17 protein-coding genes are annotated in these 20761 nt (G+C 62.9%); 8 read left to right on the forward strand and 9 right to left on the reverse strand.

Annotation, left to right across the window (positions count from 1 at the left end):
- Window positions 1–2: 2 nt before the first annotated feature.
- On the reverse strand, window positions 3–1298 hold the full coding sequence (locus RCH09_RS02220) for an acetyl-CoA hydrolase/transferase family protein (RefSeq protein ID WP_326939401.1): 1296 nt from the start codon (window positions 1296–1298) through the stop codon (window positions 3–5).
- Between the two features lie 526 nt (window positions 1299–1824).
- Here RCH09_RS02220 and RCH09_RS02225 point away from each other — a divergent pair.
- Genes RCH09_RS02225 through RCH09_RS02235 form a run of 3 tightly spaced genes read left to right on the forward strand, consistent with a single transcriptional unit; the run spans window position 1825 to window position 3471 of the window.
- Entirely contained in the window at window positions 1825–3027 is a 1203-nt protein-coding gene (locus tag RCH09_RS02225; protein ID WP_326939402.1) for a hypothetical protein, read from the forward strand.
- Window positions 3028–3036: 9 nt separating this feature from the next.
- Window positions 3037–3318, forward strand: coding sequence for a hypothetical protein (locus RCH09_RS02230; RefSeq protein WP_326939403.1), 282 nt, complete (start codon window positions 3037–3039; stop codon window positions 3316–3318).
- Between the two features lie 3 nt (window positions 3319–3321).
- Window positions 3322–3471, forward strand: a complete 150-nt coding sequence (locus RCH09_RS02235) for a hypothetical protein (protein WP_326939404.1) — start codon at window positions 3322–3324, stop codon at window positions 3469–3471.
- A 20-nt stretch (window positions 3472–3491) separates the two neighbouring features.
- On the opposite strand, the gene RCH09_RS02240 is transcribed toward RCH09_RS02235, so the two are convergent.
- From RCH09_RS02240 to RCH09_RS02250, 3 genes are all read right to left on the reverse strand, one after another.
- Window positions 3492–4586 (reverse strand): response regulator, encoded by a 1095-nt coding sequence (locus RCH09_RS02240; protein WP_326939405.1) that lies wholly within the window; start codon window positions 4584–4586, stop codon window positions 3492–3494.
- On the reverse strand, window positions 4583–7099 hold the full coding sequence (locus RCH09_RS02245; protein ID WP_326939406.1) for an ATP-binding protein: 2517 nt from the start codon (window positions 7097–7099) through the stop codon (window positions 4583–4585). Before RCH09_RS02245 ends, RCH09_RS02240 begins: the two co-directional genes overlap by 4 nt.
- 101 nt (window positions 7100–7200) lie before the next feature.
- On the reverse strand, window positions 7201–7431 hold the full coding sequence (locus RCH09_RS02250) for a hypothetical protein (RefSeq protein ID WP_326939407.1): 231 nt from the start codon (window positions 7429–7431) through the stop codon (window positions 7201–7203).
- Window positions 7432–7820: 389 nt separating this feature from the next.
- On the opposite strand from RCH09_RS02250, the gene RCH09_RS02255 reads away from it, so the two are divergent.
- On the forward strand, window positions 7821–8747 hold the full coding sequence (locus RCH09_RS02255) for a lytic transglycosylase domain-containing protein (RefSeq protein ID WP_326939408.1): 927 nt from the start codon (window positions 7821–7823) through the stop codon (window positions 8745–8747).
- 9 nt (window positions 8748–8756) lie between these two features.
- Here the strand turns inward: RCH09_RS02255 and RCH09_RS02260 are convergent, their stop codons facing one another.
- Window positions 8757–9143 (reverse strand): nucleotide pyrophosphohydrolase, encoded by a 387-nt coding sequence (locus RCH09_RS02260; RefSeq protein WP_326939409.1) that lies wholly within the window; start codon window positions 9141–9143, stop codon window positions 8757–8759.
- 214 nt (window positions 9144–9357) lie between these two features.
- Between RCH09_RS02260 and RCH09_RS02265 the strand changes: the two genes are divergently transcribed.
- The 3 genes from RCH09_RS02265 to RCH09_RS02275 are packed head-to-tail and all read left to right on the forward strand — an operon-like array spanning window position 9358 to window position 11472.
- Complete coding sequence (locus tag RCH09_RS02265; protein ID WP_326939410.1) at window positions 9358–10014, forward strand: DUF1345 domain-containing protein; 657 nt, start codon at window positions 9358–9360, stop codon at window positions 10012–10014.
- Window positions 10015–10056: 42 nt separating this feature from the next.
- Window positions 10057–11115: an AI-2E family transporter gene (locus tag RCH09_RS02270; RefSeq protein WP_326939411.1), complete on the forward strand. Its 1059-nt coding sequence runs from the start codon at window positions 10057–10059 to the stop codon at window positions 11113–11115.
- A gap of 24 nt (window positions 11116–11139) precedes the next feature.
- The gene (locus tag RCH09_RS02275; protein ID WP_326939412.1) at window positions 11140–11472 is read left to right on the forward strand and encodes a thioredoxin family protein; all 333 of its coding nucleotides are present in this window, start codon (window positions 11140–11142) and stop codon (window positions 11470–11472) included.
- Here RCH09_RS02275 and bioD read toward each other — a convergent pair.
- The 3 genes from bioD to bioA are packed head-to-tail and all read right to left on the reverse strand — an operon-like array spanning window position 11469 to window position 14673.
- A complete protein-coding gene (gene bioD, locus RCH09_RS02280) occupies window positions 11469–12164 on the reverse strand; it encodes a dethiobiotin synthase (protein ID WP_326939413.1) in 696 nt (231 codons plus the stop codon). The two genes, RCH09_RS02275 and bioD, sit on opposite strands and share 4 nt — an antisense overlap.
- Window positions 12161–13345, reverse strand: a complete 1185-nt coding sequence (gene bioF, locus RCH09_RS02285; RefSeq protein ID WP_326939414.1) for an 8-amino-7-oxononanoate synthase — start codon at window positions 13343–13345, stop codon at window positions 12161–12163. Before bioF ends, bioD begins: the two co-directional genes overlap by 4 nt.
- Window positions 13342–14673 carry an adenosylmethionine--8-amino-7-oxononanoate transaminase gene (gene bioA / locus RCH09_RS02290; protein WP_326939415.1) on the reverse strand — a complete coding sequence of 444 codons (1332 nt, stop codon included), beginning with the start codon at window positions 14671–14673 and terminating at the stop codon, window positions 13342–13344. Before bioA ends, bioF begins: the two co-directional genes overlap by 4 nt.
- Before the next feature lie 233 nt (window positions 14674–14906).
- Here bioA and RCH09_RS02295 point away from each other — a divergent pair, with 233 nt between their 5' ends.
- Complete coding sequence (locus RCH09_RS02295) at window positions 14907–17630, forward strand: bifunctional diguanylate cyclase/phosphodiesterase (RefSeq protein ID WP_326939416.1); 2724 nt, start codon at window positions 14907–14909, stop codon at window positions 17628–17630.
- 93 nt (window positions 17631–17723) lie between these two features.
- Here the strand turns inward: RCH09_RS02295 and RCH09_RS02300 are convergent, their stop codons facing one another.
- Window positions 17724–20237: a sensor domain-containing protein gene (locus RCH09_RS02300; protein ID WP_326939417.1), complete on the reverse strand. Its 2514-nt coding sequence runs from the start codon at window positions 20235–20237 to the stop codon at window positions 17724–17726.
- Between the last annotated feature and the right edge of the window lie 524 nt (window positions 20238–20761).

Raw genomic sequence — 20761 nt, forward strand, 5'->3', positions numbered from 1 at the left:
CGTCAACCCAGGCCGATTTTTTTCGCCGCCAGTGTCAGCTCGGCGCGGAAATCGGGATGGGCAATCGCAATCATTTCGCGCGCGCGCTGCTTGGCGGATTTGCCACGCAGTTGCGCCACGCCGAACTCGGTGACCACGTAATTGACATCATTCTTGCTGGTGCTCACATGGGTGCCGGCTGGCAGCACGGCCGAGATGCGCGAGATGGTGTCGTCCTTGCAGGTGGCCGGCAGCACGATGAAGGCCTTGCCGCCCTCGGAGCGATTGGCAGCGCGCACGAAATCGCTTTGCCCGCCGGTGCCGGAATAGGGCACCGGACCCAGGCTTTCGGAGCCGCACTGGCCGAGCAAATCGATTTGCAATGTGGCGTTGATGGCAATGAGGTTGTTGTTCTGACCGGCCAGATACGGGTCGTTGGTAAAGTCGGAGGGATGCATTTCCAGCATCGGGTTGCGGTCAAGGAAGCGGTACAGCTTGTTCGATCCCAGCGCAAAGGTGCCGATGATCTTGCCGTGGAGGTAGTTCTTCTTGCTGCAATCGACGGCGCCGCATTCGACCAGCGACAGAATGCCGTCGCCAATCATTTCGGAATGGATGCCGAGGTTCTTCTTGCTCGACAGTTGCAGCACCACCGCGTCCGGAATCCCGCCGTAGCCAATCTGCAGCGTCGAGCCATCGTCGATCAGATCGGCGACGTAGCGGCCGATGGCCTGCTGCACCGGCCCGATCTCGGGCAGCCCGACTTCGGTCAGTGGCGCATCGCTTTCGACGAGAGCCGCGAGCTGCGATACATGGACCAGGCAATTGCCATGCGCATAGGGCACGTTGGGATTGATTTCGAGCACCACCGCGCGCGCCTTGCTCACCGCCGCCATCGTATAGTCGGTGCCCAGGCTGAGTGAAAAATATCCCTGTTCATCCATCGGCGAGGCCATCGCAAACACCACGTCGGTCGGAATCTGTCCATGGCGGATCATGCCGGGAATTTCAGAAAAATAATTCGGAATGAAATCGGCCCAGCCGGCCTGGCCGCCGGGGCGCGAGGCGCCGCCAAAAAACAGCGCCGCATGCTGTACGTGATGTGCCGTCTCGGCATCGAAGTAGCCGAATTTGCGCACCGCCAGAATCTGCAGCACGCGCACGCCAAGGAAATCGCGCCGGTGTTCCGACAAGGCCGTCAGCAGCGTGGGCGGTTCGCCGACACCGGTCGGGACGATGATCGCATCGCCGTTGCGCACGAGGCGGATGGCCTGCTCGGCCGTAGTACGTTTGCTTTGATACAGCGATTGTGCGGACATGTTGTCTCCTGTTGGTGCTGCGCCTTGTTAATGGAACCGACGCTGGATGATGATCGCAAGTGGTTGGCTTGCGCGAATAACCATAGAGCATGACGCCTGTACCTTTCCCACGCCTTACAGCGAACCGAAAAACGGTCGGCATTGCGGTAAAAGGCGACCTGTAAAAAGGCACTTTCCGACGCGATCCAGCTGCGCCGGCGGAGCTTCTGTCGCGAAAAAGACACCGACCGCCGCGCCGCGAGAAAGTGCTGGAATTTGAAATGGAATCACCTATAGTATCAACCTGATAACTACTAAAATGTCAACTAATCGCGAAGCGTGATCTTGCTCGCCGGATACGGCGAGGAAGGCTCACCTGCGCTTCCCATCCAGTGCTGGCAGACCGATTGAAAAGTTACTCGACTGAGGTGCAACCGCTTTGCGACAGAATTCTGCTCACTTGCCGATCCTGATGCCGCTGCTTCGGTTTCTTGCCGAGGCAATCGCAGAACGCCTGCGCCGCACAGGATCTGTTTCTGTCGTACTCATGCTGTTGTTGCCATGCATGCTTTCCAGCGCGAACGCTACGGATCTCAACTGGTCCGGCTTTGCCGAAATTGGCTATGTCCGCTCGGACCAGTCATATCGCTATGACCGCTTTGTCGACGAGCAGGGCACGCTGCGCCGCGATTCGATTATCGGCGCGCAGCTCGATGCGAAATTTTCACCCTTTCTCAGTGCGGTGGTGCAGGCCAGCCTGGCGCCAACCGGCCAGAACGATCGGCGCAGCGCCGCAGGCATGCCATGGGCGGTACTGGCCTGGCGTCCCGACAACGACCTGCTGGTGCGGATCGGCAAACAACGCGTGCCGTTTTACCTGAACTCGGAAAACATCAGCGTGGGTGCGGCATACAACGCCGCGCGCCTGCCCGTCGAACTGTATTCGGTTGCGCCGAACCGGGATTTCATCGGGATGTCGATCAGCAAAACCGTGGATACCGCGGCCGGCGAGGTGTCCGTCGATGGCTATCTCGGGCGCGGCGACCTGCTGTTTCGCCTTGCTCGCAGCGACCCCGGCCCCGTCGGCGGTCCGCCGGTTGGCCCGCCGCAGTTGATCGGGGTGGACCGCGTCAAGGTCAACTCCAGCGGCCTGTCCTTCGTATTGCATCGGGACGAGGATCTGTATCGCATTGGCTGGCATCACTTTCGGGTCCCACCCGCTTCCACCGATCCCGAGCGCCAGCAGTTTGGTCTGGTCTCGTGGGTCTGGACCACCGGCTTTTCGGTCGGCTTGCCCGACCAATGGCGGCTCACCGGCGAAGTCGCACGTCACCATGGGGGTGGCCCGGATGCCGACTACAACGGCGCCAGTCACTATTTGACGCTGGAAAAAAAGCTCGGCAGGTGGACGCCCTACGTCACCGTGGCCGAGCTGCGTAGCGGTGCGCCGACCAGTCTCCCGCCGTTTCAGCCGGGACTTCCGCGGCCCGCGCCGCCGCCGAATGGGCCGCCTCCCGGCGGTGGGCCAACACCGCCAGGTTCGAATTTTTCGGCCGATGCAGCTTTTGGCCAGATCTCAGCGTCAATCGGCACGTCCTTCACGACTGATCCGGACACCAAATGGAAGGCAGAGTGGACGCGCGTGCGGAGTGGCTTTTTGTCGGGTCTGGTGCCAAGGCCGCTCGACAACAACGGCCCGCCACGTCAGTTTCTGAATGTGTTTTCGCTTTCCTGGAACCGGACTTTCTAGGCCCATGACATGACACGCCCTGTATTCGCCACCCTACTGCCAGCCTTGCGGGGGGCGCTGTTGATGCTCGCCTGCCTGGCTGCGCCGGTGCAGGCCGACGTGGTTGTGATCGGGCATCCGGGCCTGCCGCGGATCGATGCGGCGACGCTACAAAAAATCTTCACCGGGCGCGTCATCGAAGTCACCGGCATTGGCGTGACGGCGATCAACATGCCACCCGGCACGCAGGCGCGCGAGCATTTCCTGCAAACGCTGATGGAGCAGAACGAAGATAAATACAGCGCCTACTGAACCGTGCGACGCTACATCGGCAAGGGCGCGCCGCCCAAGGAAATCACCACCAGCGCCGAAGTCATCCGCTTCGTGCAGAACACCCCCGGTGCGATCGGGTATGTCGAGGAAACCGACCTCCGGCCCGGCTTGAACATCCTGTTGCGCAAATAGCGCTGCAGCGGCCGCCCGCATCAATGGTCGGCGAGGCTGGTCGCAATCTCCCGGAACTGCGGCAAACGGGCATAAAACGCATCGATGATTTCCGGATCGAAGTGGTGGCCGCGACCGGCCGAAATGATATCCACCGCGTGCTCGACCGTCATTGGTTCCTTGTACGGCCGGCGCGCCAGCAGCGCGTCGAACACGTCCGCCGCCGCCATCAGGCGTGCCGCCAGCGGGATGGCGTCACCCGCGAGTCCGTCCGGGTAGCCCGAGCCATCCCATTTTTCATGATGACTGCGCGAAATTTCCATTGCCACCGCGAGGAACTGTCCGCGTTCTCCCATGTCGTCGCCGGCGCGCTTGAGAATCGTATAGCCGCATTCGGCGTGGGTCTGCATGATGCGCCATTCGTCGGGCGTGAATTTGCCGCGCTTGAGCAGGATGTGATCGGGAATGGCGATCTTGCCGATGTCGTGCAGCGGCGCCGACTTGGCCATCAAGGCGATACGGTCGGGTGTCAGCACAGCGGCGTGATGCGGCTTGCCGGCAAGCTCGGTGGCCAGCAGCCGCACGTATTCGGAGGTGCGGCGAATATGGTTGCCGGTGGTTTGATCGCGAAACTCTGCCAGCGACACCATCACATGGATCGCCGCGTCCTGCAAATGATTGATTTCGGTCAGGCGGCGATTGACCTCGGTTTCCAGCCAGGCATTGTGGTCCCGCATCATTTCTGCAGCGGCCTTGATCTCCAGTTGCGTGCGCACGCGCGCGGCGACAATCGGCGGACTGAATGGCTTGTGGATGAAGTCGACCGCGCCCAGGGCAAAGCCGCGTTCTTCATCCTCCACCTCGGCCTTCGCGGTGAGAAACAGCACCGGCACGCGCGCCGTTGCGGGATTGTTTTTCAGGCGCCGGCAGACCTCGAAGCCGTCCATGCCCGGCATCATGATATCGAGCAGGATCAGGTCGGGCGGCTCGGCAAAGGCCAGTTCAAGCGCCTTGTACGGACTATTGGCGAGCTTGACGCGGTAAGCGCCGTTGAGCAGGGTCGCCAGCAGGCTGAGGTTGGCGGGGGTGTCGTCGACGGCCAGAATGGTCGGGCGTCGCTGGATGAGCGCATTCATTGGGTTTTGTCCTCCCTGATCGCGTCAACGCGAGTGGCTGCATTGGTCGGATCCGGCGGCAACAATGCCAGTGCCTTGTCGAATTCGAAATGATCTACGGCGGCGCTGATACGGCGTGACAACGGCGGTGGCAGCGTCGCATCCAGATCGGTCTTGTGCTCGGCCCATAGCGGCGCGGCCTGGCTGTCGCATTCCGCCAGCATCCTGCGCAGCCGCGGCAACCATTCGGACACGCCGGTCGCGGTGGGCGGTGGCGCGGGCATGCCGGGGCCGGCTGACACGGCCGACAACGCGTCCAGCAGGGCGCGCAACGCTGCGGAAAATTCAGGCAGCAAGGCGGTCGTCGCGGCCACATCATGCGCGTGGCTTGCTGCCTCGATGGTGTCTCCCAGCGGCGGCAGCGCGATCCCGCCGAGCGTGCCGCTCAAGCCCTTGATGGTATGAATCAGGCGTTCAAGCTGCTCCCATTCCTGCGCTGCCAGCAGGCGCGCCAGCTCAACCGGCGCGCCGCCGTAGTCGTGTACGAAGCGCTCGGCCAGATGCGCATGGAGCGCCATGTTGCCGCCAGTGCGACGCAAACCCATGCGACGATCGAGCGTCGGCCGGCCGGGCCCGCTGTCGACGGCGAGCCGTGCCGCGGCGTCCTGGCTGTGGCGCCCGTGATGCCGTGCCAGCGCTGCGTACAGGGCGTCCGGCTCGATCGGTTTGCTGATGTGGCCATTCATGCCGACGGCATCGCAGTGCAGCCGTTCATCGGGCAATGCGTGCGCGGTCATCGCGATGACGACCAGCTCACGGTAGCGCCCGCTTGCCCGCAGTCGCCGGGTCGCCTCGTAGCCATCCATCACCGGCATCTGCAGGTCCATCAGTACCGCGTCATAGTGTGTCGGCGGTAATGCGGCGAGTCGTTCGAGCGCCTCTTCGCCGTTGCTGGCGCGCTCGACGCGCACGCCACGCATGGCCAGAAGTTCGGTCGCCAGTTGCTGGTTGATGGGATTGTCTTCGACCAGCAGGATGCGCATCCCCGCAATATCGCCGGAGCGCTGCGGTGCGGGCAGGATCGGTGCGCTCAGGATCGGCGCGCTGCAGGCCGGCGCCGAGGCTGGCTGCATTGGCAGGGCGGCCGCGGCCAGCGCAAAGCGCGCGGTAAAGCGGAACGTCGAGCCAACCCCGGGCTGGCTCTCGACCCAGATCCGGCCACCCATCAATGCGACGAATTGCCGCGAGATCGCCAGACCCAGTCCGGTGCCGCCATATTTGCGCGTGGTGGTGCCATCGGCCTGGGTGAAATCGGTAAACAGCCGCTCCAGTTGCGGCGTGTCCATGCCGATGCCGGTATCGCGCAACGTGAAGCACAACGTCATCGCATCGGCATCGTGGCATTCCACCCGGGCACTGAGCCTGACACTGCCGCGCTCGGTGAATTTGATCGAATTCGACAGCAGGTTGGTCAGGACCTGACCGAGTCGCAGCGGGTCGCCCAGCAGCGAGTCGTCGCGGATCTCGGCATACAGATCGTCGACCTCGACCAGCAGGTCGATGTCCTTGTCCAGCGCGCTTTGCTGCAGCAGCGACACGGCCTGGTCGATCACCTCGTCGAGGCGGAACCGGGTCAGCTCGAGTTCCATCTTGCCGGCTTCGACCTTGGAGAAATCGAGAATGTTGTTGATGATCCCCAGCAACGACTTTGCCGCCGTATGGATGTTGTTGACGTACTCCCGTTGTCGCGTGTTCAGGTCGGTCTTCAAGGCCAGCCAGGCCATGCCGATGATCGCGTTCATGGGAGTGCGGATTTCGTGGCTCATGGTGGCCAGGAACATGGACTTGGAGCGGGTGGCGTCTTCCGATTGCACACGTGCCAGTTCCAGTTGCCGCTGCACCGCCGCGCGGTTCTGCAAATCATCTTCGATCGCCTGCGCCATGCCATTGACGGCCACGCCCAGCGCGGTCAATTCCTGTACGCCAAAATCGCGATCGGTCTCGATCAGCGGCTGGGTCTGCGCACGGTCGACCACCCGGGCGCTGTAGTTGCCACTGGCCAGCGCGCTGGCCGCCTGCGACAAGCGGCCAATCGGTTGCAGCACCTCGCGCTGAATCACGCGGGCAACCACCAGCACCAGCCCGATCGTGGCGATGATGCAGGCCAGTGAGGCGCGAATCAGCGTGTCAAGGCGCTGCAGGGCAAGGTTGACTTCCTTGTTGGTGCGGCTTTCGGTGGCCGCCACCAGACGCGCCACAGCGTGCGACAACTCGGCCTTGAGCAGGTTGTATTCATCGCCGTGCACCATGGCGCTGGCAACGTCCAGACGCGGTTCGCCATCGACAAACTTGCCATCGGCCGACTGGTAGGCAAATCCCTGGGTGGCGGCAAAGGCGACTTTTTCGACTTCTTTCATGGCCTGCGTGGCCGCCAGCACGGCGTTGAGTCCGGCGAATTCTTCCGGACTGAACCCCAGCAGCTGCATGCGCTCGCCCACCGAGCGCTTGACGCCGCCGCTGGGCAGGCGGTGCACGATGCGGCCGGCGATGACGTCATCCCAATAGGTGCCCGGGTGGAAGTTTTCTGGCGCGGCCCGTTCGCCGTCGCGAATCGCGAGGATATCGAAATACCAGTTCAGATAGGATAGCGCGTGTTGCCAGTGACGGAGTAGGCCCGCACCAGCGTCGCCAGCTGCTCGGCTTCCTGCTGCAATTCGTGGGTCAGTTCCTGCGCCTGCTGCCGATGCTGCTGCGCGATCACGAGGCGGTTATCGGCTTGTTGAATCAGCACGATCATCGCTGCGTTCAGGCCGAGCGCCATCAGCGTTGCGATGGGAAACCAGATCGAGATGCGACTTAATTTCATCGTCAGACCATAAATTTCGACGTAGAAACGCGACAATTCTGGCGGTCAATCTGCCGACAATCGCTCAAGCGGCGCCTGATCGATCAAGTTGTCTGCGCAACAATTGCGTGGGGCAACGGTGCATGCAAATCCTGGCTCAGTAACTATAACTCACCAAATGGCGTGGGCCGCATGAAAAATTGACCGGTTCGCGCCGACAAGTTGCTCCAGCGCACAGGCAGGCGCCGCTTGAGTCTGCACAGGTCAGGCGCGGAATCGTTCCGTCGCCCTGTAACCAATCGGCGCATTCCTTGCGTTGCATTTATCCCGACACCTTATTTGACACATTCATTGCCAAAATCGTAATAAGCTCGGGGTCCTGATCGTGTTCTTTTCGCACCACGAATCCTATGCAACTGCGTCACCTCCTTGCCATCCTTTGCTGCCTCGCGACGCTGTGGTTTCCCTGCGCCCGGGCCGATGACGAGATTGCTGCGTCCGCCAGCGCCGCGGAGGAACTGGTCGCACTGGCCGTGCAATACGAACACGGCGAGGGTGTGCCGCGCGATTACCTGCGTGCCGCCAGCCTGTATTGCCATGCGGCGCGCGACGGCAGTGCCGAGGGCTTGTTCGGACTGGGCTGGATGTATCTGAATGGCCGCGGCATAGCCGTCGACGAAGGCTACGGCGCGCGCTTGATCCAGCTGGCCGCTGCCGCCGGGCATCGGCAGGCGCAACGCCTGACGCAGCTGGTGTCGGCGCGCGCCGACGACGGCGTGCCGCCATGCCTGTTGCCGCAAAAGGAGGAGACGGCTGCGGCGCCGCAGCGCGAAGAGGTGGCGCCGGGCCCGGATTTGCGCAGCATGTCGGGAACCAGGATTCGCGACCTGGTCAGCAAGCTGGCGCCGCGCTACCAGATCGACCCCGATTTTGCCCTGGCCATCATCTACATCGAATCCGGTTTCAATGCCAAAGCCGTATCGCCCAAGCGTGCGCAGGGGCTGATGCAGCTCATGCCCGACACGGCATTGCGCTTCAACGTCAAGAATCCGTTTGATCCCGAAGACAACATCAAGGGCGGATTGCAGTACCTGCGCTGGCTGCTGGCCTATTTCAAGGGCGATGTCGTCAAGGTCGCCGCCGCCTACAACGCCGGTGAGGGCGCAGTCGAAGCACACGGCGGCGTGCCGCCGTATCCGGAAACGCGCGCCTATGTCACCCGGCTGGTCGCCATCTACCGCCACAAGGCGCATCCGTTCGACGCCACGCTGCGCTTTCCGGCGCCTTCCGGCACGCTGAAGCCCCGGCCGCTGGCGACGCTCAGAACCCTGCGCTAGTCGGCCAGCTCAGCCGGGATCGGATGCACCGTCAGCCGGACGCAACGCGGGGGCTTTCGCCGATGAGCCCCACGCCTCGGCGACCGGATAACGCACTCCATTTTTCTCCAGCTTGTTGCGGGCCGCGTCGAGCAAATCGATGCCGGCGGCATCGGCAATAAAGAGCAGGTACATCAACACATCGGCGCACTCATCGCGCAACGCCTCACGCAGGACCCCGTCCTGGCTGGCGGGATCGAGATCGGCATCGGTCTTCCATTGCGTCAGTTCAAGCAGCTCGGCGGCCTCAAGATTGAGCGAGACAATCAGATTGCGCAGGGTGTGAAATTGCTTCCAGTTGCGGGCATCGCGAAACTGTCGCAGTTGTTCGGTGAAATCGTTCAGGCTCTGGGTCACGGCAAGCGGCTTTCAAAAATTGGTGGTGGGTCGGCACCCGGCGTGCGCAGGCGCAGCGCCGGACGCCACAGTGATTGCTTGGCGCGCCGTCAGATTGCGTGCAATCATGCGGGGCGTCGTGAATCTGTCGTCAGCGTGAGGCTGACAATAACCCGATCGCTGCCGCAGCTGCAACCTGTCTGCCGCTGCCTTGTCCCTTGAGCCCGAAAATTTCATGACCAGAAAACGTCCGCCAACCCATACCCATCCGCGCCTGATCGCCGCACTTGTCATCGGCTTTCTGACAGGCTTCGCATTGCCCGATTCGTGGCAGCTGGTGACCCGCATCCTGACCGGCTGGAATGCGCTGGTCTGGGCCTACCTGCTGCAGATGGGGTGGCTGATGGTGCGCGCCGACCACGCCAGGATCAAAGCCATCGCCGAGAAGGAAGACAACAACGCCGTCGTGATTCTGGTAGTGCTGTCGATCGCCGCGATCCTGAGTCTGGTGGCCATCGTGTTTGAACTGTCGTCCGCAAAAGGGCTGACGGGCGCGCTGAAATTTTCGCATTATTTTTTTACTGCCATCACGGTGCTGGGCTCATGGTTGCTGGTGGCGACGACGTACACGTTTCACTATGCGCGGCTGTTCTATCGTTCGCCGGAGAACCACCGCTGGCTGCATTTTCCGGACGACGAGCTGCATCCGGATTACTGGGATTTCATGTACTTCTCCTTTACCATCGCGGTGGCCGCGCAGACCTCGGACGTCACGGTGATGGCCTCGGCGATGCGCAAGCCGGTGCTGGCGCAATCGTTGCTGAGTTTTTTGTTTAATGCGGCCATCATTGGCCTGTCGATCAATATTGCAGCAGGCATGGTTGGTGGCTGAGCCGTCCTGCACGCTGCATGTCTTGCACTGGGAAAAATAGTTATGTTCGGTATTGATGCTCGGGTTGCAAAAATCGTCTGGACCGCGTTTCTGGTCGGCTTCGTGCTGTATCTGACGTATTCCATGCGCTCGACCCTGCTGGTGGTGGTGTTTGCGATCTTCTTCAGCTACCTGCTGTACCCGCTGGTCGAACTGGTCGAACGCTACAAACCGAAGCGGGTGCCGCGCACGTTGTCGATCGCCCTGGTATTCATCTTTGCAGTGCTCGTATTTGGCGCCGGCAGCACCATCCTGGGCACCACCATCACCGAGCAAGCGGTCCGCCTCGGGCAGCAATTGCCGCGCCTGCTTGATCCAGCCAACATCGCCGACAGACTTCCGCTGCCAGCACTGCTGGAACCGCAGCGGGCAAAGATCCTCGCCTTCCTGACCGAACAACTGCACAGCGGGACGGGGCAGGCCCTGCCATTCGCGCAAAAGATGGGCATGCACGTCATGGCGGCGGCCACCAACGTGATCTATCTGGTGCTGATTCCGGTATTGAGCTTCCTGCTCATCAACGAAGCGCCGCAACTGCGCACCGAATTTCTGCGCGCCTTCAACGCCCGCAGCGGTTCGCTGTGGACCGGCATCGTGGAAGATCTCGATAATCTGTTGTCGCGCTACGTACGGGCGCTGCTGTTGCTGTCGATTGCGACGCTGGTCATTTACAGCCTGGTGTTCTCGGCGCTGGGCGTGCCGTATGCGCTGTTGCTGGCCGGGGTGGCCGGTATGCTGGAAGTCATACCGTTCGTCGGCCCGTTGTCGGCGGTGGTGGTGATTCTGGCGGTGGCAGGTTTCAGCGGCTTTGCGCATCTGTTGTGGCTGGCGATCTTTATTCTTGCTTACCGGGTCTTCCAGGACTACGTGCTCAATCCCTATCTGATGAGCGAGGGCGTGGAGGTCTCGCCGTTGATGGTGATTGTCGGACTGCTGGCTGGCGATGAGCTGGCCGGCGTGGCCGGGATTTTCCTGTCGGTGCCGGTGCTGGCGGCGATCAAGATTGTGCTGGTGCGATTGAAAACGACCAGTATCGTGCCGGCCAGTGAAGTCAACAATTGAGCCTGATCCCCATTGGGAGGTGTGATGTCCGGTCCTGAAAAATATGCTGAGGCAGCGCCCGCATGCGCCAGCGTCGACCAGTTCGAGGGCGCCTGCGTGCTGGACTTCGGCACCAACTGGTGCGGTCATTGCCAGGCTGCGCAACCCCTCATCGACGCTGCGCTGGCCGCGCATCCGGGTCTGCGCCACCTGAAGATCGAGGATGGCAAAGGACGCCCGCTGGGCCGTTCGTTCAAGGTGACGTTGTGGCCGACCCTGATCTTTTTGCAGCACGGCGTGGAAGTTGCGCGGGTGGTGCGGCCGACCGACGCGCAGGTCGTGCGCGACGCCTTGCTGCTGATCGATCCACTGGTTTAATCCGGCCAAGCCGGTAACACGGTGCAGTCCAGATAACCTGCGGCCAGCGCCGCCGATGGTTGCGCCAGACGCGGCACCACGCCGAGCAATGGCGCGCGCAGGCGTTGCGACAGTGCAGCGATGTTGGCATCGGCATGCGCCATGCCGGGATCGATGCGATTGGCCACCCATCCGGCCAGCGTCAGCCCGCGTGCGCGAATCGCTTCGGCGGTCAGCAAGGCGTGATTGATGCAGCCAAGCCGGACGCCGACCACCAGCACCACCGGTAGATCCAGGCGCCGCGCCAGGTCGGCGGTGTCGGCGCTGTGGGATAGCGGCACGCAAAATCCACCGACGCCTTCGACCACCACCGCATCCGCATCACTGGCCAGTTCGGCGTGACAGGCAACCAGGTGATCGAGCGACATGCTCACCCCGTCCAGTTGTGCCGCCACATGCGGCGCCGCCGCCGCGCGCAGCAGGTATGGCGTGGTCAGTGCCGCCGAGCGCTGCAGGTTGCCGGCGGCCGCCAGCAGCATCGCGTCCTCGTTGCACAGACGGCCATCGATCTCAATGGCGCCGGCGGCAACCGGCTTCATGCCGACCGCGCGCACGCCGCGCTGGGTCAGGGCGTGTAGCAGGGCGGCGCTGATCAGCGTCTTGCCGACCTCGGTATCGGTACCGGTGACGAAGCACCCGAAGCGCGCGCTCATGCTGCCTGCAACCGGTTGATCGCATCGACCAGGCGCGTCACCTCGGCGCTGCTGTGCGCCGCCGACAGCGTGACGCGCAGGCGCGCCGTGCCGGGCGCCACGGTGGGCGGCCGGATTGCACCGACCCAGATGCCGTCGCCATACAGTGTGGCGGCGGCGGCCATGGTGCTGTCATTGGCGCCGATGATGATTGGCTGGATCGCGGTATCCGATGGCAGCGCCTGCCAGTCGCGCAGTCGCAGGCCGGCGCGAAATTGTGCGATCAACGTGTTGAGATGGGTGCGGCGCTGTGCGCCTTCGGGGCCGCCGATGATGGCCAGGCTGGTCAGCAGGGCATGTGCCAGCGCCGGTGGCGCAGCGGTGGTGTAGATATAGGGGCGGGCGCGTTGCAGCAACCATTCGATCACCGTGTCATGCGCGGCAATGAACGCGCCGCTGACGCCGGCCGCCTTGCCCAGCGTGCCCATGTAGACCAGCCGGGTCGAGTAGATGCCGACATGTTCGAAGGCGCCCAGGCCGCGTTGTCCCAGTACGCCAAAACCATGCGCGTCGTCGACCACCAGCCAGGCGTTGTGCTGTTCGCACAGGGCCAGCAGCGCGGCCAGCGGTGCCAGGTCACCATCCATGCTGAAGACGCTGTCGGTGACGACCACCTTGTTGGTTGCATCGCTGGCCGCCAGCAGCGCTGCCAGTTGATCGACTGCGCCATGCGCATACACCTTCACGGTCGCGCGTGACAACCGCGCGCCGTCGATCAGTGAGGCATGGTTGAGCGCTTCGCAAAACAGATCGGTGCCGCGTTCGGCCAGCGCCGACACCACCGCCAGATTGGCCATGTAGCCGTTCGAAAAATACAGGGCGCGGGCCGACGGGATGACCGGCTGCATGAATTCGGCCAGCCGGTCTTCCAGCAACGCGTGGGCGCGTGAATGGCCGCTGATCAGATGCGATGCGCCGCTGCCTGCGCCATACAGGCTGGCGCCTTCGCGCAGCGCTTCGACAATCTGCGGGTGCGCCGCCAGTCCGAGGTAATCGTTGCTGCAGAACGCCAGCACCGGCGCACCGTCGATGGTGAGTTGCGGCGCGCACGGCGTGTCGGTGATGCGGCGACGACGGCGCAGGCCACCGGTGTCGAGCTCGCGCAGCCGCTGAGCGAGGGTGGTGAGCAGCGCATTGGTCATGCGATCACCTGCTCGAACACTGCCAGCGTGCGGGCCGCCAGAAGATCGATTTCATCGTCATTGAGGATATACGGCGGCATCAGATAGACCGTGTGGCCGATCGGCCGCAGCAGCAATTCCTGCTCCAGCGCGGCACTGAAAAACCGCCGCGAGAACGCGCCCGGCGCTTCAGTCGTGATGGCATCGAAGGCCCAGATCATGCCGCGCTGGCGCAGATGGCTGGCGTGCGGGTGATCGGACAGCGGCGCCAGTGCGGCGGACAGGCGTGCCGCCCAGCGCTGGTTGGATTGCAACACGTCGTCTTCCTCGAAAATCGCCAGCGTGGCCAGCGCTGCGCGGCAGGCCAGCGGATTGCCGGTGTAGGAATGCGAATGCAAAAAGCCGCGCGCGGTGTCGCTGTGATAAAACGCGTCGAAAATTGCCGGCCGCGACATCACCAGCGACAGCGGCAGATAACCACCGCTGATGCCTTTCGACAGGCACAGGAAATCCGGCCAGACGCCGGCCTGTTCGCAAGCAAAGAAGGTTCCGGTGCGACCGCAACCGACCGCGATTTCATCGGCGATCAGATGCACCTGATAGCGGTCGCACAGGGCGCGCACGGTGGCAAGATAGGATGGATCGTACATCGCCATGCCGGTGGCGCATTGCACCAGCGGCTCGACGATGAAGGCCGCGATGTGTTGACTGCGCTCGGCGAACAGGCGCTCCAGCGCGGCAGCGGCAAGGGCGGCAACATCGGCTGCGCTCTGGCCGGGTTCGGCACGCCGCGCGTCCGGGCTGGGCACCACGTGCACCGCCTGCAGCATCGGGCCGTAGGCGGTGCGAAACAGCGGCACGTCGGTCACGGCGAGCGCGCCGATGGTTTCGCCGTGATAGCTGCCTTGTAGGCAGACGAACTCGCGCTTGTCGGGATGGCCGAGGTTCTGCCAGGCGTGGAACGACATCTTCAGCGCGATCTCGACGGCGGACGCGCCATCGGATGCGTAAAAGCAATGACCCAGTTGCTGCCCGGTCAGCGCCGCCAGTTTTTCCGACAGACTGATCACCGGTTCATGGGTAAAGCCGGCCAGCATGGCGTGTTCGAGCTGGTCGAGTTGCGCCTTGATCGCATCGTTGATGCGCGGGTTGGCATGGCCAAACAGATTGACCCACCAGGAACTGATGCCATCGAGATAGCGTTTACCATCCATATCGATGAGCCACGGTCCGCGGCCATGGCTGACCGGAATCAATGGAATGGTTTCGTGATGCTGCATTTGGGTGCACGGGTGCCAGACGCTATGGCGACTGCGGCTGACCCAGTCGGGGGATTGGGGTGATGGCAAGGGATGGTCTCCGAAATAAGGTGGCGCGCGGCCTGCAGGCAGGCCGGGTTGGCAGTGTACGGTTTTTTTCGGAGGCTGCGTTTGTCGCGACGAAGGAACGGCACGAAATGGCGGGCGGTCGGCGCGGGGATACCTGCTGGAAATTACTGGTTTCCTGATAAAAATAACAAAGTCTAGCCTTTGCGCGGAAAACCAGCCGTGACACAATCGGTTTAACAAATACGGGAGGGGCCATGCGTATTTTTGGTGCTGGATGGAAGCCTGAATCAGGCCCTGCTGCGCGCGCCCTGTCGCTGTTGTCAGCCTGCGCCGATCTGATCGCACAAGCCGGTTCCGAGAGCCAGTTGCTCGACGGGTTCTGCGCCCTGATGACCCGCGACGGCAATTACCGGCTCGGCTGGGTTGGTCACCGCTGTGACGATGACGCCATTGGATTGCAGTCGATTGCCCGTTCCGGCGACGAGTTCGCCACCTACGATGCCGGTGGGCACTGGCGTAACATTTCCGAGTTCAAGGGCGGGCCCGCCGCCGAAGCAATTCGAAACCGTGCGGTGGTTGAATACGCCGACCTGGCGCAGGGCGAGCAGCCGGCGGCCTGGCGCACAGCTGCGGTGCGCGCCGGCTTGCGGTCGGTGATCTGCCTGCCACTCAATGACGCGGAACGGACCATCGCCGTGCTGGTGCTGTATCGCGACGTGTGCGGCGCGGTACCGCCAGATGAGCTGCAATTGCTGTTGCGCCTGTCGCGTCTGCTGGTGCAGGCGGTGCTGGGGCTGCGCGCACGCGTCGATCGGGATGAATCAACCACCGCCATGATGACCATTGCGCGAGCGCTGGAAGGATCGCGCGGCGATGAATTTCTGGGGCGACTGTGCAACGGCATGGTGCTTGCGCTGGGAGCCGACGCCGGATTCGTGGTGCGACTGGCGCCGTCGCAAGCGGGCATGGCGCGCGTGCTTGCCGGCACTGCCCTTGGCGAAACGGTGGCGCCGTTCGACTATCCGCTCGACCGCACCCCCTGCGAGCGCACGCTGCTGACCGGAAACGGGCTGGTCTGCGAGCAATTGCGCAGCCGCTTCCCGGGGATTCCCATGCTCGAAAAAATCGGCGCCGAAGCCTATGTGGCGTCCCGGCTGGACGATTTCGAAGGGCATCCGATCGGGCTGATCTACGTGCTGTATCGGCAACCGTTGTTGCACACCGCGTTATGCCGCACGGTGCTGCCGTGGCTGGCAATTCGCGCCGCCGGCGAGATTGCACGGCAGGAAGCCGACGAACGACTCATCGAACAGGCTGCGCTGCTCGACAAGGCGCACGACGCCATCATCGTGCGCGACATCGGGCATCACGTGCAATTCTGGAATGCCGGCGCCGAGCGCCTGTATGGCTGGGCCGGCAACGAGGCGCTGGGACGTTCGCTGGACGAGCTGGCGCTGGCGCCGGAAGAGCTGGTCGCCATTGACCGCCAGCTGCTCAATACCGGCGAGTGGAGCGGCACGCTGCGGCAACACCGCAAGGATGGCAGTGAAGTGGTGGTGGAGGGGCACTGGACACTGGTGCGCGACGCCCATGGTCAGCCCCGATCCATCCTTGAAATCGACACCGATATCACCGAACGCAGTGCCAACGACGCCGAGATGGCGCATCTGGCGTTTTATGACGCGCTGACCGGCCTGCCGAATCGGTTGCTGTTGCTGGATCGGCTGCACCAACTTCAGATCAGCCGGTTTCGTTCGCACAGCAGCGGCGCGCTGCTGTTCATCGACCTCGACAATTTCAAGACCTTCAACGACACGCTGGGCCACGATGTCGGTGACCAGCTGCTGCAGCAGGTCGCCCAGCGGCTGACGGAATGCGTACGCACCGAAGACACGGTGGGCCGCCTGGCAGGCGATGAATTCGTGGTGGTGTTGAGCGAACTCGACGATGCGCCGGAGGCAGCCGGCGCGCAGGCGACCGCCGTGGCGGAAAAAATCCTGCACGCCTTGCGCCAGCCGTTCCTGCTCGGTGAACACACCTGTCACAGCACCGCCAGTGTGGGCGTCACGCTGTTTGGTCGCGAAGATCTTGGCGTTGCCGAATTGTTGAAACGCGCGGACTTTGCCATGTACCAGTCCAAAGTGGCCGGCCGCGATACCGTGCGTTTCTTTGCTCCCGACATGCAGGTTGCCTTGTCGAGCCGGGCCTTGCTGGAGACCCAGCTGCGCCGCGCCGAGTCGAGCGATGAATTCGTGCTGCACTACCAGTCGCAGGTCGACCATGCCGGCAAGCTGATTGGCATCGAGGCATTGCTGCGCTGGCGCCATCCCACCCGCGGCATGTTGCTGCCGGCCGAATTCCTGGACCTGGCCGAACACAGCAGTCTGATCGTGCCGCTCGGACGCTGGGTGCTGGCGTCGGCCTGTGCCCAGCTGGCGCACTGGCAGCAGCGTGGATTGATGGGCGGCGCCAGCCTGTCGGTGAATATCAGTGCCAGGCAGTTCCGCCATCCGGGCTTTGTCGCCGACGTGCTGGCCGCCATCAACGATTGCGGCGTTGATCCGCATCAGCTCAAGCTGGAGATTACCGAAAGCGCGCTGGTGGCCGACAACAGCGACACCGCCGCCCGCATGGCCCGCATCAAGTCGCTCGGGATCGGCCTCACGCTCGATGAATTCGGCACCGGCTATTGCTCGCTGGCGTATCTGAAAGCACTGCCGATCGACCAGCTGAAAATCGACCGCTCCTTCGTCAGCGATGTCGTGACCAGTCGCGACGATCTGGCGGTGATCCGCAGCATTCTGGCGGTGGCGGGCAGCTTCGGCCTCGACGTGATTGCCGCCGGTGTCGAAAACCGTGATCAGCGGGATTGCCTGGCGCATGCCGGCTGCGAACGCTTCCAGGGGTTTCTGTTCAACCGGCCGATGCCGGCCGCACAGTTTGGTCATGTGCTGGCGCAGCAGCGCGGCGCTGGCTAAGCGGACTTCGAGCGCGGCGCGCCGAGAGATCCGCATTGCCGGTCCGTGACGGTGCAACGTACAGGCCTGGCCCGCTGCGCGGCCGCCGTGCCGTCATGGGTCGGATGGACGGTCTTTCCAGCTTGCGAACGGTTGCCAGTTGACCAGCCATTCCGGAATCGCCGCCGCCTCCAGGGGCCGGGCAATTGCATAGCCTTGTGCGATGTCGCAGCCGAGGTCGAGCAGGCGTTCGCCGATTTCCATGCTTTCGACGCCTTCGGCAATGACGCTGCGCTGGAATACATCGGCCAGCGCGATGACACTCTGGACGATGGCCAGGTCGTCATGGTCGATCAGCATGTCGCGCACGAACGTCTGGTCGATCTTCAGCGTTTCGGCCGGCAGGCGGCGCAAGTAAGTGAGCGCGGAATAGCCGGTGCCGAAATCGTCAATCGCGAAGTGCACGCCCAGCGCATGGCAGGCCTGCATCAGCGCAGCCACCGCGTGCAGGTCATGCAGCGCGCTGGTTTCGAGAATCTCCAGCTCCAGGTCGCCAGGGTCGACGTCCGGGAAACGCTCCAGCAGCAGGCCCAGCCGGACGGCGAAATCGGGCAGCAGCAGTTGACTGGCGGCGATGTTGACGCTGACCGGCAAGCGCAAGCCGTCCGCCTGCCAGCGGCTCATCTGCGCGAGCGCCTGCAGGATGACCCACTCGCCCAGCGTCGTCTCCAGCGGATCGTCCTGCATGACTGGCAGGAAGGCGGCTGGCGGCAACAGGCCGCGCTCCGGATGACGCCAGCGGATCAGCGCCTCCATCCCGGTGACCGTACCGAGCCGCATGTTTACCTTCGGCTGGTAGAACAGGACCAATTCATCGGTGACGATCGCCTGCGCGATGCGCGACAATTGCACGTTGCGCAGCTGAATGCCGGCCTCCAGCGCCGGATCGAAATGGTAGATCCGGTTGCGGCCTTCGCGCTTGGCGATGAACATGGCCTGGTCGGCATGGCGAATCAACTGATCGGCGTCGGCCTCGTCGTCCGGGAACACCGTCATGCCAATGCTGGCCGATACCTGCAACACCAGCTTGCCAATCACCACCGGCCGGGCGCAGGCGCGCAGGATGCGCCCGACCAGCGCGTCCGAGCACGCGGCGGTGCCGACGCCTTGCAGGACCACCACGAATTCGTCGCCGCCCATGCGTGCCAGCGTGTCGGTATCGCGGATCACCTCAAGCATGTGGTGCGACACCGCCACCAGCACCTGGTCGCCAATGTCGTGGCCGTAGGTGTCGTTGACCAGTTTGAATCGGTCGAGGTCGAGATACAGAACCGTCACCGGCTGCTGTGCGCGGCGCGCCTGCAACATCGCCTGCTGCAGGCGGTCGCCCAGCAGGATGCGGTTGGCCAGCTTGGTGAGCGGGTCGAAATGCAGCAGCCGTTCGAGTTCTTCCTGCTTGGCGCGCAGCGGCGTGATGTCGGCCACCAGCGCCACATAATTTTGCACCCGGCCGGCATTGTCGCGAATTGAATTGATCGACAACAGGCCGGCGTAGGCCTGGCCATCCTTGCGTCGGCTCCAGGCTTCGCCCTGGCAGCTGCCGGTCGCCGACAACTGCGCCCACATGGTTGCGCGCACCTCCGGGCCCTGCCGCGACGAGCTGAACATCAGCGGCGACTGCCCCAGCAACTCGTCACGCCGGTAGCCGGAGATGCGCAGGAACGATTCGTTGACTTCGACGATGAGACCGTTCGCATCGGTAATCAGGATGCCCTCATGCGTGCTGCTGAACACCCGCGCGGTCAGCTGCAGGCGCGCCTCGGCGCGTTTTTGCGCAGTGATGTCACGGGCGATCATTGAGGCGCCGATGATCTTGCCACGCGTATTGCGTATCGGCGAACTGGTGACCGAGACATCGATCAGGCGGCCATCCTTGCGACGGCGCACCGTCTCGATATGGTCGACCTTCTGGCCCGCGCGCAATTGCAGCAGGATGTCGTTCTCCTCGGCCTGGCGCTCGCGCGGCACCAGCAGATGGATCGATTGACCGATCATGTCGCACGCGGTAAACCCGAACATCGCCTGCGCACCGGCGTTCCAGCTGAGGATGGTGCCGTCGAGCGACTTGCTGATGATGGCATCGTCGGACGAAGCGACAATCGCCTCGAACTGCAGGGCGGTGACCGTCAGCGCCAGCCGCTCGGACACGTCGCGGGCGATCTTGGAGGCGCCGATGATGCGTCCGGCGCCGTCGCGGATCGGCGAGATCGTCACCGACACGTCGATCAGGTGACCGTCGCGATGCCGGCGCACGGTCTCGAAGTTTTCGACTTTTTCACCGGCCAGGATCTTGTTGAGGATCAGCGTCTCCTCGTCGCGCCGCTCGAACGGAAAAAGCACGAGCAGCGAACGGCCGATCATTTCCTCCGCGCTGTAGCCGAACAATGCCTCGGCGCCGGCGTTCCAGCTGGTGACGTTGCCGGCCATGTCCTTGCTGATGATGGCATCATCGGAACTCTCGATGAGCGCCTTGAAGTGTTCGCGGGAGAAGTCGGACGGCATGCCGCCGGGCGCGGAGCTTTCGCTCGCGGTTTCGCGGGGGCCGCCGCGTCTGCCCGGCTTATTCATGGGTGGCGCGTTCGGTACGCAAGGAGGGGATGTGCATCATGCCGATACTGTTTTCAGCCATAGTCAGCACTGGACCATTCGCAGCTTTTCGGTGGCGTTCAGACGGTAAAAGTTGTTGTTGTCTTGTACTCATCGCAGTTGCTGTCTGATATGAAGTTAAATGATTTAACCATATTTAAAAAAATACCACCTAATGATTAATATTAATTCAAGACTTGTGGCTTTTTGTTAAATGCAATAGCGCGAATGTGAAAAATATAATAGGCGAATGCACGCACGGCAGACTCTATCGGGTAACTCCTGCTTATACGCGGGGAATTGGCCAGCGGCCTGGCGTATTCAACGCAACCACGAATCCGTATAGAAAAATTTGCGGCACTGCGGCACTGCGGCACTGCGGGGCGCGCATCTGCGCTCGTTGCAAGAATAAAGCATGCGTAGACTACCTGGCAGGAACGCTGCAATAACCTGCGTTTACATTCCGGCCGGGATTGGCCGACACCAGGCGCCCTTTGCAGAATCCT

The sequence above is a fragment of the Actimicrobium sp. GrIS 1.19 genome, from assembly GCF_035984655.1.
GTDB lineage: Bacteria > Pseudomonadota > Gammaproteobacteria > Burkholderiales > Burkholderiaceae_D > Actimicrobium.

Bases quoted from the DNA above. Each gene is read 5' to 3' on its own strand.
- RCH09_RS02220 (WP_326939401.1), bottom strand. From the start codon at position 1,298: ATGTCCGCACAATCGCTGTATCAAAGCAAACGTACTACGGCCGAGCAG.
- RCH09_RS02225 (WP_326939402.1), top strand. From the start codon at position 1,825: ATGCTGTTGTTGCCATGCATGCTTTCCAGCGCGAACGCTACGGATCTC.
- RCH09_RS02230 (WP_326939403.1), top strand. From the start codon at position 3,037: ATGACACGCCCTGTATTCGCCACCCTACTGCCAGCCTTGCGGGGGGCG.
- RCH09_RS02240 (WP_326939405.1), bottom strand. From the start codon at position 4,586: ATGAATGCGCTCATCCAGCGACGCCCGACCATTCTGGCCGTCGACGAC.
- RCH09_RS02250 (WP_326939407.1), bottom strand. From the start codon at position 7,431: ATGAAATTAAGTCGCATCTCGATCTGGTTTCCCATCGCAACGCTGATG.
- RCH09_RS02255 (WP_326939408.1), top strand. From the start codon at position 7,821: ATGCAACTGCGTCACCTCCTTGCCATCCTTTGCTGCCTCGCGACGCTG.
- RCH09_RS02265 (WP_326939410.1), top strand. From the start codon at position 9,358: ATGACCAGAAAACGTCCGCCAACCCATACCCATCCGCGCCTGATCGCC.
- RCH09_RS02270 (WP_326939411.1), top strand. From the start codon at position 10,057: ATGTTCGGTATTGATGCTCGGGTTGCAAAAATCGTCTGGACCGCGTTT.
- RCH09_RS02275 (WP_326939412.1), top strand. From the start codon at position 11,140: ATGTCCGGTCCTGAAAAATATGCTGAGGCAGCGCCCGCATGCGCCAGC.
- bioD (WP_326939413.1), bottom strand. From the start codon at position 12,164: ATGAGCGCGCGCTTCGGGTGCTTCGTCACCGGTACCGATACCGAGGTC.
- bioF (WP_326939414.1), bottom strand. From the start codon at position 13,345: ATGACCAATGCGCTGCTCACCACCCTCGCTCAGCGGCTGCGCGAGCTC.
- RCH09_RS02295 (WP_326939416.1), top strand. From the start codon at position 14,907: ATGCGTATTTTTGGTGCTGGATGGAAGCCTGAATCAGGCCCTGCTGCG.
- RCH09_RS02300 (WP_326939417.1), bottom strand. From the start codon at position 20,237: ATGAATAAGCCGGGCAGACGCGGCGGCCCCCGCGAAACCGCGAGCGAA.